Genomic DNA, 13649 nt, shown 5'->3' on the forward strand with positions numbered 1-13649 from the left:
CCGTTTCCGGCTGTGATTATCTTATTGTTTTGTGCCGGTATGGCACGGGTTCAACAACCGGAATATAACAATGAAAACACTTTTCCTCGCCGGAATGCTGGCTGCAAGCCTGTGTTCTCCTGTGTTCGCCGCAGACAAACCTGCTGAGGACACGAAGACGGAAGTCCCTGAACTGACGTCCTTTGTCACCAAACATAAAGGTAAGTTTAACGGCAAAACTGTCTCATACACTGCGACGGTGAGTAATATGCACCTGACTAACAAAGAGGGTGACGTGACCGGCGATGCAGTGACAACGTCCTATGTGGCAGAATCAGATGAAAACCGGCCGGTTACCTTTGTTTTTAACGGTGGTCCGGGCTCATCTTCAGTATGGCTGCACATGGGTATTTTCGGCCCTAAATATGTGGAAGTACCCAGCGATGCGCAGGATGCAGGCAATGCGCCTTACAAAATTCTTCACAACCCGTTAAGCCCGCTGGATAAAACCGATTTAGTGTTTATTGATCCCATCGGCACAGGCTTCAGCCAGCTTGCCGGAGAAGGCACGGCTAAAGATTTCTGGAGCATTGCTGCCGATGCTGAAAGCGTCAGTGCAGTGGTAAAGCAGTGGATAGCGAAAAACAACCGCTGGAATTCACCTAAGTTTATCGCCGGTGAGAGTTACGGTACCACCCGTGCCGCCGCCATGCTGCCGTATCTTAACGACAGAAAAAGTCCCCTGCGCATCAACGGCCTTATTCTTATCAGCCAGGCACTGGATTACGCCGGCAGCACCCCAGAAGCCGACAACATGATTTCATTTGTGACCTACCTGCCAACGATGGCAGCGACCGCCTGGTATCACGGGAAAATAGACAAGAACAGTATTTCACTGGAAAAACTGGTGGAAGATGCAAAAGCGTTTGCCACTGACGAATACCTGCCGGCTCTGTTTAAAGGCTCAGCCCTGCCTGCTGCAGAATTCGATAAAATCGCAGCAAAACTTGCCTATTTTACCGGATTGAATGAGACGCTGATCAAGCGGGGTAACCTGCGTGTGGATGCAACCCGTCAGCGCAAATTGTTACTGGCAGACCAGGGCATCGCACTGGGCCGCAGTGACTCCCGCTACACCATTGATGAAATTGACGATCTGGACATCACGCCCAAGTATGACGCCTCAAGCACTGGTGTTTCCGGTGCCTACAATGCGGCACTCAGACACTATCTGATGAATGATTTAAAAGTGACCTGGGACAGAGACTACCTGGTCAGCAACCGTGATGTAGGCCGCAACTGGGTTTACTACCGCGATTCAGGCAGAGAACCTCATACAGTCAATACCTCTGCAGATCTGGCTGAGGGAATGCGGGTTAATCCGTCTATGAAAGTGATGCTGGCCAGTGGCTACTATGACTACGCTACGCCACTGTTTGACGGCGATTACACTTTCGGCCGTTACGGTATTGATAACAGTCGCGTTATCAAACACAACTACGAAGCGGGCCATATGATGTATCTGCACAAGCCGGACATGGAAAAGCTGGCGAAAGATATCAGCGCTTTTTACGACGACATGAAAGGCAATCGCTAATCTAAACCTCGATTACCTGTATTTGTTGACTCAGATGTCCGGCGAAAAACCGCCGGGCATCCCTGTCCAGTGTCACTGGCAGTGTTTACAAGCTCAGTTTTTCCAGTTAGCGGGAAGGTCCAGCTTACCCTCACCTATCATCACGTTAACCCTCTGCTCAAAGCGGCTGAGATATTGTTTCGTCGCCGGCTTTGTGGCCAGCGCAGTGGCATACTGCCTGTAGTAACGCACCACATCCCCGGCTGAGGCCTGCCTTAAAGCAGGCACATCAAGGGTTTCGCATTTAAGGCGTTCAGCAAGAAAATCTGCCAGCGCATCCGCATCAAGAAATGACAACGCACTGCCGTGAGCGGCACTGTTTTGCTTTGGCGGCACATACAAAGACTGCAATTCAACCAGATCACCAAAAAAGGCCACATCCTGACAGCGTGCAGTTAATAACGGCCGGAACAGCACATCAGTCTGATTACGCCGTTGCAGAACAGTAATTTTTGCTTGGATTTCGCCCATCAGCTCGAGCACATGCAAAGCCGCCCCTTCGGCAAATACGATTTCTTCTGCGCTTTTGTAGTATTTCAGCTGAGTCACAATATCTGCGCTCTCAGGCTTAAAAATAGTGAAGCCCTGTCGCGCCATGAATGCAGCAAGATAACCTTCTCCGGCAAATGCTCCTCTCATGAGGAATGATTCACGGCTGACGTATAACCGCTTAGGAAGAGAAGGATCCGCCACCACCCCCGATGCTTTTTCACGTGCAGTTAAAAAAGACAAATATTCCACTGAAACCGGGTTCCTTGCGCGGAAAAAACTCTGCTGGGGTGAGACCCACAGTGATTCCGTACGAATATTTTTACCGGGTAAGACGATATTTTTTTTACTTACTCCAAGATATTCGAGAATTTCGTAAAAACGGGGAGGCAACACCGCTTTTTTAATAAATGATTTTTGTCTGAACCTTTGTGGCAGGAAGATAACCGGCATGTCACCGTAGCTTTGTCTTATCTGCTGTAGCGGTGCCAGACGATGAACCGACTCTGCCAGAAAATGCCCGAAGTTACTGAAAACCGGACCGCCGTAGAAGAACTCTCCCTTCTTAACCGCGTGTGTTTCAGGCTGAGCAGCTAAAAACTCCCCGTCAGTCACGTTTTGAGGAACAGGATCCTCAGAGCGGGCATTGGAACACCGGAACTGGGCGGCGAATTGAGGAACTTCCTGCGCAGAGCGGATCCCGCCTTTGACAATACCCGGGTTGGATCCCGGGCCTTGTCTGATAATCTCTGCCCGTTTCACGCAAGCCAGCTTCCCTTTAACCGGTTTGATTCCGGCCAGGGCACTGCGTCCCGACAGTGCGTCTTTCAGGCGCTTAATCGTGCCGGCTGCAAGCATCTTTCCTGTTCCCAGCACATAATGAAAACCTTTAAGGCGAAACTGCGCTCTAAGCTGCGCGTCTCCTTCAACAGATTCCGCCGAAGAAATAACAGATGCAAGAGACCGGAAAAGACCGGGCTTGTCCTGCTTCAGTTGTTGCAGCATATCACTGACAACAGAACCGTTCTCCTGCTGATCCCGCACTGGTAAAGCTTCAATTTTTTCATGCGCCCCGGCTAACCATTCCCACTCATGTTCGCTAAGCAGCGAACTGAAACCGGAGGCAGTCGAAGACAACTGGCTTTTATAGTCTGCCAGCAGGTTGTCATCAATGAGACGGTAACGTGATTTGCCATCACTGACTGACTGCAAATAAGCATCCAGTTCAGCCTGAACAGCAGAGATTGGAAACTGATTTAACCAGCGTTTTAATTCCAGTGCCGGATATGAGTATGAAGTGTTAATCGCGCCCCGGCCTGTGTCTGCCGGCATATCAATATCCAGCACACCGAGTAAGTCCTGAATGATGCTTCCGTTGTCTTCAGGCAACTTAAATGCGAAACAGTGAAAACAGGACGGACTGACCCGCTTCTGAAGACTCTGCAATCGCTGCCACTGCCCGAGATTCAATCTCCTGCCGGCGCTGAAATGCTTCGTATTGCCGTGTCTTTTCACCGACTGATTATAAATTGAGAGCTGATACTCGATGGGATTACGAATAAAGCAAAGGATCTCAACATCGGGAAGCGCATCGACAATGTCTGTGGCAATTCTGAAAAAGGACTCTGAACTGAAAAGCAAAATTTGATGTTCAGGCGAAGCGCGAAATTTGTTGATAACAGCCTTCAGCTTTTGCTCATCGAGCGCCAGTTTCCCGTGCTCATCAACCCTACAGACAACTCTGGCATTCCCTGAACTGATACCATTCCCGTCTATGTCGTGTTTCGGATAATCCACCCCGAGACGGGAAAGGGTATCGCGACGGGAATGAAGAAAATGTTGGATCGCCGAACTTCCTGTTTTCGGAGGACCAATATGAAAAATAACGCGCTTACTCAATACTTCTGCTCTATCCGGTTTGAACGGCGCAATATTAGCACATCCCTGTTTGAGGTGGATGCTCTGACTTCAAACATAATAAAAAAATGCCGGGTGGTTCACCCGGCATATCTCACTATCAATGCAGCTTCAACTTCGGCCCCACAAAGTTACTCACTTTGCGGCCCAGTAAGGTCATTGTGCCTTTAAACCACCCGTGCACTGAATACTGATGCATGTTGTACAAAGAGATATACACCAGCCGCGCCAGACGCCCTTCAATGAACATACTGGAGTTAACCAGTGCGCCCATCAAACTGCCCACAGTACTGTATTTACTGAGGTGTACCAGCGAACCATAGTCACGGTATTCATAGTTTTTAAGGGGCGCGCCTTTAAAGATATTGATGATATTGGCCGCCGCCACACTGGCCATCTGATGGGCTGACTGGGCACGTGGCGGCACCCAAGAACCATCTTTCTGTTTAAAGCCGCAGCAGTCGCCAATCACAAAAATATCGTTATCGACGGTGCTTTGCAGATGTTCATTGACCAGAATCTGGTTGGCACGGTTAGTTTCGAAAATATCCATCTCAACAAGGAAATCCGGCGCTTTTACCCCTGCTGACCACACCAGCAGATCGGCATCGATTTCTTTACCGTCTTTAGTTTTAAAGCCATTTTCTGTGGCTTCAGACACCATGGCACCTTCCAGTACGTCGATCCCTAAGTCTGTCAGCGCTTTTTTCGCTGACCCGGCAATACGTTCGGGCAATGCAGGTAAAATACGGGGACCGGCTTCTAAAATAGACACTTTTAAACGTTCAGCAGACATCTCCGGCATGCCGTAAGCACGGGCAAGATTGGCTACGTGGTGAAGTTGTGCCGCCAGCTCTGTGCCTGTGGCACCGCCACCAACAATGGCCACATGAATAACTTCCTGGTCAGTACAGGATTGATTCACTCTGAGCAATTGATTGAGCAGTGCCTTGTGAAAGCGCTCGGCCTGCGACAGGGAGTCGAGGAAATAACAGTGGTCTGCCACACCCGGCGTGCCAAAATCGTTACATACACTGCCCATGGAAAGTACGAGGTAATCGTATTCGATGGTACGCTCCGGCAGAATTTGATGCCCGTCTTCGTCATAGAGAGGGTCTAACACAATGCGTTTGTTCTCTTTGTCTAGACGTTGCATATTACCAAGCTGGAATTGATACTTGTTGCGCACCGCATGCATACGGTAATCGACACCGTCTGAGTTTTTATCGATAACGCCCGCAGCGACTTCGTGAAGTAATGGCTTCCACACGTGAGTTTTACTGCGATCGACCAGAATCACCTCAGCTAACCCTTTCCGGCCCAGTTTCTTACTCAACCGGGTAACCAGCTCCAGGCCTCCTGCACCACCGCCTACAACGACGATCTTTTTCATAATGTTTCCTTAAAGCAATTTTTCCAGCTATTGAATGTCTTGAGGACGGTGTCATCCAATAGCTCGAAAAACTGCAGGTGGCCGTGTTGCGGAAACTTATGGCGCTTCTGGCTGAGGGGAGCGTTGATTTTCAGAACACGGCGTAAACCCATCCATGGGGCCTCGGCAGCCGCTTCCCTGCGGCTGACGGTTCTGAGAAATCAACGCTCCCCCCATCCGCGCGCCAAACGTACTTCGAATCAACGCCTTCCCCGGCCAGAAGCGCCGGATACCACCTTACATACGGCTGGAAATATTATTCCCAACGATAAACGAGACTAACCATATAGTTTCTCAGACGACCGGGAAAATAACGGTCGCCGCTGAACGACGTGTAGTCTGCCCGCTCTGCATATGCTTCATCAAACAGGTTATTAATGCGGCCGTAAACCGTCAGTGCCGGATTAATGTCCCAGCTTGACCGTAAATCCACCACATCATGGCCGTCATATTTATGTGCATTTTCGGGGTCAGTATAATAACTGCCCATGTGTTGCCATGCTAATTCCGCCGTAATGGCTTCCGTGGGTGTGTACCGCAATTGGGTATTCGCGACGTGGCGGGGAGCGGTATCCATATCATTGCCGCGAATATCAATATCACCGGAAAGTTCTGAATGGCGATAGGTGTGCTTTGCCACGGTTCCGGCCACAATCAGCGCCCATTCGGGGTTTATTTGCCATTCCAGTTCTGCCTCTGCGCCCACGTGACGGCTTTTACCATTGTTAACGTAATAGTAATCACTGTCGCGATAGATAAAGTTGTCTTTATCCATGTGATATACGGCAATATTGTAGCGCAGCGACCCGCCCTTTCCTTTCAGGCCAAGCTCAATATTGTCGGCCACTTCAGGCTTTAACTCTGCAACGGTTTGAGCGCGCTGAAGGCGATACAATTCAGTCGCCTGGGGGGCACGGTAACCACGTGAAATGTTGGCATAAACCAGCGTATTATCATCTATCGAATAGGCTGCACCGAGTTTCGGTGAGAAATTGCTGAACGTGTCTTCACGGCTTTCCGGGCGGGTATAACGACAGCCGCCCATTCCGCATGCTGTGCCGTCTTCACGCACCCTGCCGCTGTTCATGTTGTTGGTATAATCGTAGCGCATGTGCTCGTAACGGGCACCTGCCGACCATGCCCAGGGGCCATACTCCCGGGTCACCATGGCAAAAGGGGCAATCACAGCAGCATCAACGCTGTAATCGTAGTGCTTACCCGACGGGATAGTTTCTATCAGAAACGCGGAGCCAGTTGTAGCGCCGTCCTGATATTGCAGTAAGTTACCTTCGGTGAATTCACCGTCAATACCGGTGCGCAGGGTTATATTGTCAGAAATGCTGTGCCGCCAGAGGGACTGTATACCGGCGCCGCGCTGGCTATTTTGTTCAACCGGCTGACCGGGCAAAAAGTGCATGAGAAAGTCCATGTCCTGGTCTCTCACAAACGGGGTCACAATGATGTCGTCACCATTGTCCAGCGACAAAGACACTTTCGACCACAGTCTAAACGATCGCGCATTGCGGTAAGCTTCGGGGTTTTCATTCCCCTGTGCCAGCGCCTTGTCTTTATAACTGTCTGTACCGCTGATGTAGCCGGCGGTGTCCTGCTCCAGATTAGTATAGGTGAGACCGGAATTGACCGAAAAAGCCTTACCGTCATAGCGATGTCGTAAGTTTACTTTTTCCTGATCGACGCCTTCATCAACCCGGTATCCCGTATCACGGGTCACACTGGCGTTGATGCCTGCCCCGGTGTTTCCGGCATCATAGCCGGAACGTAATTTATAACGGCTGTATCCGTAAGAGCCGTAATCAACACCCGCCATACCACCGCCACGGGTAGTATCAGGCGTGATCACGTTAATCACGCCATGTACGGCGTTAGAGCCGTACAATACAGAACCGGGCCCTTTTAGTACTTCGATGCGCTGCGCCATTTCGCTGTGAGCTTCAAACAGCTCGTTAATGTTACAAAAGCCAGCGGCTCTTAACGGAATACCGTCTTCAGCGGTAAGCAACCCGCCACAGGCGCCAGCGCCTGAAAATACCGGTGAACGTAATGCCGGCAGATATTCCTGTCCGTTACCCCGTTGTAATTGAGCACCGGCAATCTGGTTCAGGGCTTCTTCAATATGGGTGGCAGAAAGAAGTGTCAGAGCGTTCCCATCCACCGCACTGACGGAAAAAGGCTGTCTGAAGGCTGAGGTCTCTGTGCGTGTTGCCGTGGTGGTAATGCGTTCAATGGAAGACTCGCTCTCTGCAGCGATTGCCGGTGAGACCGTTGCGGCAAACAGTACGGCCTGAGCAAGCACGGTAAGCCGTGATGTGAAGGGATATCTTGCGGTCATAACTCTCTCATACATGGTGTTCTGACACTATGAATCAGTCTCATAGTAGGTGGAAAAATTCAGCCGGAGAAGCCCGTCTCACGGGCACTTTATGGCATTTTGTCCTGCTACTTTGCAGTCCCCCCGGAAGCCACTGACATAACTACTACTTTGGAACTACTCCTTCGGATGCATTTCACTGGCGGACTAAAGTGTAACGGATTCCACCCTATCGACGAGTTTCCAATTTTGCCCCTGACAACAATACTCGAAACATCAAAAAAGTTCGCTGGCAACGAATCAGCGGACAATGGGCATGAGTAACCCGGGATCGATGTGAATTGTTGCTCCGCCTATACGAAAACTAAACAATCAGAAGATAGGTGAAACACATGAACAACAAGAACGTAAGCCTCAAGCCTCTTGCCTTAGCCGTATCCGCACTGGTTTGCTCAAGCGCAAACGCTGCCGTTACTTTGTACGACGACAAAGAAGTCGCCACGGTATCAGTAGACGCGTCTTTCAACACATTTTACGTGAACAGCAGCTCTGAAAGCGATGCTGCCGGTACTTCACGTGATCAGTCACGGGTCAAAATGGGCTTTCTGCCAAACTGGCTGGGCATGAACTTCAGCAAAGAAGTTAACGGTCTTAAAATCGGTGGCCGCTCATCTTTCTGGGTCACAATCAACGACAGTAACACAGGTGTTACCTCTACCGGTATCGATGTGCGTCAGTTCTACGCCACTTTAGGTTCAGACTGGGGGGAAGTGTTGCTGGGTAAAGATTTTACATTGTTTAACCGTAACAACATCTTCCTCGACGAAATCCTGCTTGGTTACGGCAACGTGAATGACACACTGGGCCTGATTGACGGACAGGGCGTGTCATTCGGTAACATCGGCAGCGGTTATACCTATCCGATGCCGGCATCTCAAATTCGTTATACCTCACCTACTTTCGCAGGTGGCCTGCAAGTCGCCATCGCTGCAATCGATCCTTCACCAGTTAATGCCGCCGACGACCGTCAGGAATCAGCTCCGCGCATTGAAGCTCAGGCAACGTACAGCACAGACTTTGACGGCGGTAACGTGACAGCCTGGGTGGGCTTCCTGAATCAAACTTCAGAGTCAGACACCATGGGTGACATCGACTCTACAGGTACTTCTTACGGCGTCAAAGTAGGTCTGGGTGACTTTACTCTGCACGCATCAGGTTACACAGGGGAAGGCATCGGCATCCTGCTTGGCCCAACCGAAGCAGCGCTTGGCCTTGGCCCTGTGACCATGTACGACATGAATATGAATGAGCTGGACAGTTCGGGTTACCTCGTTCAGGGCTCTTACAAAATGGACGCGCACCGCTTTGTTGTGTCTTACGGCGAAAACGAAATCGAAAATGCCGACTATATTGGACATGAGGGGATGCAGGTTGCGTGGTTCTACAACTACAACAGCAACGTGACATTTGCCGTTGAATACGCCACCAGCGAGTTTACCGGCATCTTAGGTGATGAAGAAGCCGACACTATCGCAATCGGCGGTATCGTGAATTTCTAAGCCCTTAGTTTCAATGCCAGAGAAACAAAGGACACGTATTTCCGGTCACTGGGACCGGAGCCGCGACAGCGCATTCTCTGCCTGCAGGCTGAATCCCGGTATCTGGCAACGCTTTTAAAATTGAAAACCGGAGTAATAACTATGATTTACGCAGCACCTGGACAACAAGACTCGGTTGTAACGTTTAAAGAACAGTATGGCAACTACATCGGCGGCGACTGGGTCGCGCCTGTAAAAGGCCAGTATTTCGATAACGTTTCACCGGTAAACAACGAAGTATTCTGTTCTATCCCGCGCTCTACCGCTGAAGATATCGAACTGGCGCTGGACGCCGCTCACAAAGCAAAAGCTGCCTGGGGTTCAACCTCAACGACTGAGCGCTCTAACCTGCTCCTGAAAATTGCAGACCGTATCGAAGCGAATCTGGAAAAGCTCGCAGTGGCTGAAACCTGGGATAACGGAAAGGCTGTACGTGAAACCCTGAATGCCGATATTCCTCTTTCTGCTGATCACTTCCGTTATTTTGCCGGCTGTGTTCGTGCACAGGAAGGTTCAATCGGTGAAATCGACAACAATACTGTGGCTTATCACTTCCATGAACCTCTGGGCGTTGTAGGCCAAATCATTCCGTGGAACTTCCCGCTGCTGATGGCTGCATGGAAAATTGCACCGGCACTGGCTGCAGGTAACTGTATCGTTCTGAAACCTGCAGAGCAGACACCTGCTTCAATTCTGGTACTGATGGAAGTAATCGGTGACCTCCTGCCTCCTGGCGTACTTAACGTGGTCAACGGTTACGGTGCTGAAGCGGGTCAGGCACTGGCAACCAGTAAGCGGATCGCAAAAATTGCTTTTACCGGATCCACCCCGGTTGGTTCTCACATCCTGAAGTGTGCGGCGGAGAACATCATTCCTTCAACCGTAGAACTGGGTGGAAAGTCGCCTAACATCTATTTCAGCGATGTTATGAAGCACGAAGACGAATTCCTGAGCAAGTGTGTGGAAGGTATGGTCCTCGCCTTCTTCAACCAGGGTGAAGTATGTACCTGTCCTTCACGTGCCCTTATCCAGGAAGATATGTACGATGACTTCATCTCTCTGGTTATCGCCCGTACTCAGCAAATCAAGCGTGGCAACCCGCTGGATACAGAAACTCAGGTAGGTGCGCAGGCATCTGCTGAGCAGTACGACAAAATCCTGGGCTATCTGGAAATTGGTAAGAAAGAAGGCGCGGAGGTACTTATCGGTGGCGGCCCTGCCAGCATTGAAGGCTTCAACAAAGGCTTCTATATCGAGCCTACGTTGTTGAAAGGTAACAATAAAATGCGTGTGTTCCAGGAAGAAATCTTCGGCCCTGTGGTTGGCGTAACAACCTTTAAAGATGAAGCCGAAGCTCTGGCCATTGCCAATGATACTGAGTTTGGTCTGGGTGCAGGTTTGTGGACCCGTGATATGAACCGTGCATATCGCATGGGTCGTGGTATTGAAGCTGGCCGGGTCTGGACCAACTGTTACCACCACTATCCTGCACATGCTGCATTCGGTGGCTACAAAAAATCTGGTGTAGGTCGTGAGAATCATAAAATGATGCTGGATCACTACCAACAGACTAAGAACTTACTGGTTAGCTACGACGTTAACCCGCTGGGCTTTTTCTAAAAGCGTTGCCTGAAAAGGCGTAAGTCCGGTACCCGTCGCTCTGGCGGGTACCTTTTTCAAAATCTGGTCTACGCTTTGTAAGGTATTCCAAGCATTTTCGACACGTAACCTATTCTATGACGTCACTGTTCAGAATCCTTATCATTGCCTGCTTTCTGCTGTTTTCCGGCCTCACTGTGGCCAAAGAGACGGTGCGCGTGGGGGTACTGCAATACGGAACGGTGAACTGGGAAATGCAGGCCATCAGCAACACCGGTTTGCAGAACAATTATGATATTCAGGTAGAGACTGTTCCTCTGGCATCCACTCAGGCATTACTGGTTGCCCTTCAGGGTGGCAAAGTCGACGTTATCCTCAATGACTGGCTATGGGTCGCCCGTCAAAAAGCCCTCTCCCGCGACTACCGTTTCGCGCCCTGGTCAACTAACGGCGGTCAACTGGTGGTGCGTAACGATCGTAATATTCAAACCCTGAAAGACTTAAAAGGGAAAACCTTAGGCATCGCGGGTGGCAAAACCAACAAGAACTGGGTGTTGTACAAGGCATACATTCAGCAGACCGCCGGCCTCGAGCTGGGTAAAGATATTCAGGTAAAATTTGCTGCGCCCCCCATGTTAAACGCACTGGTTCAGCAAGGTGAACTGGACGGCGTGATTAACTTCTGGCACTTTGCAGCGCAACTTAACGCGCAGGGCATGCGCACTCTGCTCACCATGCAAACCCTGCTGAACAACAGTGGAATAAAAGCACCTGCACCGTTACTGGGCTGGATATTTTCTGCAGCATGGGCCTCACAGCACAGCAAGGCAATTAACGACTTTCTCGCCATGTCGGCAGAAATCAGGCAACGCATGCAAACCGATGACAGTCTTTGGGCGACACTGCCGGCTTTTACGAAATACCCGGCTTCGTCGCAGCCCTGGCTGATGGACGGATTCCGCACCGGTGCGATGACAACAACGCCCCCGGACACACAGGCATCGCTGAATGCGGTGTTCGAAATGCTTTCCCGCAATCAGGAAGAGAATGATGTCACCGGCCCGCTCAACGCACTGCCAGCAGACATACTCTGGCAGCGACACTGACGTGCATTGTCTTCCTGAAGACACCGTACGCTGGTATCAACTGCCGTTTTTCAAACGGCTCACATCCGTTGTGCTTTTGCTTATCAGCTGGCAACTCGCCGTTGCCGTTTTTAATCCCGCTTTGCTTCCGGCTCCCTCTGAGGTATTCATCAGACTGGCAGAAGAGTGGCAGGGAACCATGCCTCTGCATCTTTCACAAACCCTGCTCAGGGTCGCCATCGCTTTCTCTGCCGCCATGATACTTGGCACTGCACTGGGGCTGGCGATGGGCCACAACCGCAAAGTGGACGCATGGACTGACAGTTTACTGACGCTGATGCTGAACGTACCTGCTCTGGTTACTATTATTCTGTGTTTTATCTGGTTTGGTCTGAACGAATCAGCCGCCATTATTGCAGTCATCCTCAATAAAGTGCCCAATGTTGCCGTCACGTTACGGGAAGGCGCCCGGGCCATCGACCCGAAACTCATGGATGTTGCCTGGGTTTACCGTCTGGGGCGGCTGCGCACTTTCAGAAAAGTATATCTGCCTCAAATTACGCCATATCTGATTGCCGCGGCACGGGGCGGACTGGCGCTGGTGTGGAAAATTGTGCTGGTGGTTGAACTGATTGGCTGCAGTGATGGCGTCGGCTTTCAGTTATCCAGCTATTTTCAGCTATTCGATATCACAGCCATTCTGGCCTACACCCTTGCCTTCGTTACTGTGGTGTACGGGATTGAAGCCCTTGCCCTGCGCCCGCTGGAAAACAGGCTGTCGGGGTGGCGTAAATCATGAACATTCATATCCGCCACAAGGCATTTGCAGCAACAACACTGATTTCAGACCTGACTATTCATACTGGCGAGAATGAAATTGTTGCCCTGGTGGGGCCATCCGGAGCGGGGAAAAGTACCCTGTTAAACATTATTGCCGGTCTTGATAAAGACTTCAGCGGCGACATCATTTTTGATGATCAACGTCCGCCCGGACTCATGTTTCAGGAAGCCCGCCTGATGCCCTGGCTCACCGTGCTGGAAAACGTCACTCTGGTCGCGCCGCCTGACCACCAGGATCCCACCGGCGAAGCCTTGTCTTTACTCACACTCACCGGCCTCGAGTCACAGGCTGAGAAGTATCCGTCACAGCTCTCCGGCGGTATGAGCAAAAGGCTGGCACTGGCACGGGCGATGATGTTCAAACCCGGTGTCCTGCTGATGGATGAACCCTTTTCGTCTCTTGACGCACCGGCTGCAGAGAGTTTGCGCCAGTGCGTACTATCGCTGAAGGCAACTTCGCCTTTCAGCATTATTTATGTTACCCACGATTTGAAGGAGGCCGTTGCTATTGCCGATCGCGTACTGATTTTAGACGCGAATCCTATGACATTGAAACATCAGGAATTTATCACTTTGCCCCGCCCCAGATATTTACATGACAAAGCCGTCAGCGATGTTTGTGAGCCTTTGTATCGTGCCTGGCCGGGACTGTTGTACGGGAATGCTGATGAACGCAAAACCATGTAAACCAACACATCATTGTTGTTAAGCAATTGTGAAACAGATATTATTCCTCCATACCTCT

General features: G+C 50.7%; 9 protein-coding genes. 6 read left to right on the forward strand and 3 right to left on the reverse strand.

What is annotated here, in order from left to right; genetic code table 11:
* Positions 1-70: 70 nt before the first annotated feature.
* Entirely contained in the window at positions 71-1576 is a 1506-nt protein-coding gene (locus ACXAG2_RS03605) for a S10 family peptidase (RefSeq protein ID WP_474864625.1), read from the forward strand.
* Positions 1577-1669: 93 nt separating this feature from the next.
* Here the strand turns inward: ACXAG2_RS03605 and ACXAG2_RS03610 are convergent, their stop codons facing one another.
* The 3 genes from ACXAG2_RS03610 to ACXAG2_RS03620 all read right to left on the reverse strand — a co-directional run bounded on the left by ACXAG2_RS03610 (position 1670) and on the right by ACXAG2_RS03620 (position 7803).
* Positions 1670-4003 carry a glycosyltransferase family 61 protein gene (locus tag ACXAG2_RS03610; RefSeq protein WP_474864627.1) on the reverse strand — a complete coding sequence of 778 codons (2334 nt, stop codon included), beginning with the start codon at positions 4001-4003 and terminating at the stop codon, positions 1670-1672.
* 118 nt (positions 4004-4121) lie between these two features.
* On the reverse strand, positions 4122-5414 hold the full coding sequence (locus tag ACXAG2_RS03615; protein ID WP_474841785.1) for an NAD(P)/FAD-dependent oxidoreductase: 1293 nt from the start codon (positions 5412-5414) through the stop codon (positions 4122-4124).
* A 295-nt stretch (positions 5415-5709) separates the two neighbouring features.
* Entirely contained in the window at positions 5710-7803 is a 2094-nt protein-coding gene (locus ACXAG2_RS03620; RefSeq protein ID WP_474864629.1) for a TonB-dependent receptor, read from the reverse strand.
* 371 nt (positions 7804-8174) lie between these two features.
* Here ACXAG2_RS03620 and ACXAG2_RS03625 point away from each other — a divergent pair, with 371 nt between their 5' ends.
* From ACXAG2_RS03625 to ACXAG2_RS03645, 5 genes are all read left to right on the forward strand, one after another.
* On the forward strand, positions 8175-9341 hold the full coding sequence (locus tag ACXAG2_RS03625) for a porin (protein ID WP_119502933.1): 1167 nt from the start codon (positions 8175-8177) through the stop codon (positions 9339-9341).
* Between the two features lie 141 nt (positions 9342-9482).
* A complete protein-coding gene (exaC, locus tag ACXAG2_RS03630; protein ID WP_474864631.1) occupies positions 9483-11000 on the forward strand; it encodes an acetaldehyde dehydrogenase ExaC in 1518 nt (505 codons plus the stop codon).
* Positions 11001-11116: 116 nt separating this feature from the next.
* Positions 11117-12085 carry an ABC transporter substrate-binding protein gene (locus ACXAG2_RS03635; protein WP_474864634.1) on the forward strand — a complete coding sequence of 323 codons (969 nt, stop codon included), beginning with the start codon at positions 11117-11119 and terminating at the stop codon, positions 12083-12085.
* Positions 12027-12863, forward strand: a complete 837-nt coding sequence (locus ACXAG2_RS03640) for an ABC transporter permease (protein ID WP_474864636.1) — start codon at positions 12027-12029, stop codon at positions 12861-12863. Before ACXAG2_RS03635 ends, ACXAG2_RS03640 begins: the two co-directional genes overlap by 59 nt.
* On the forward strand, positions 12860-13591 hold the full coding sequence (locus ACXAG2_RS03645; protein WP_474864638.1) for an ABC transporter ATP-binding protein: 732 nt from the start codon (positions 12860-12862) through the stop codon (positions 13589-13591). The genes ACXAG2_RS03640 and ACXAG2_RS03645 overlap by 4 nt, the downstream gene beginning before the upstream one ends.
* Positions 13592-13649 lie beyond the last annotated feature (58 nt).

The sequence above is a fragment of the Alteromonas sp. ABH4_456 genome (genome assembly GCF_056160645.1).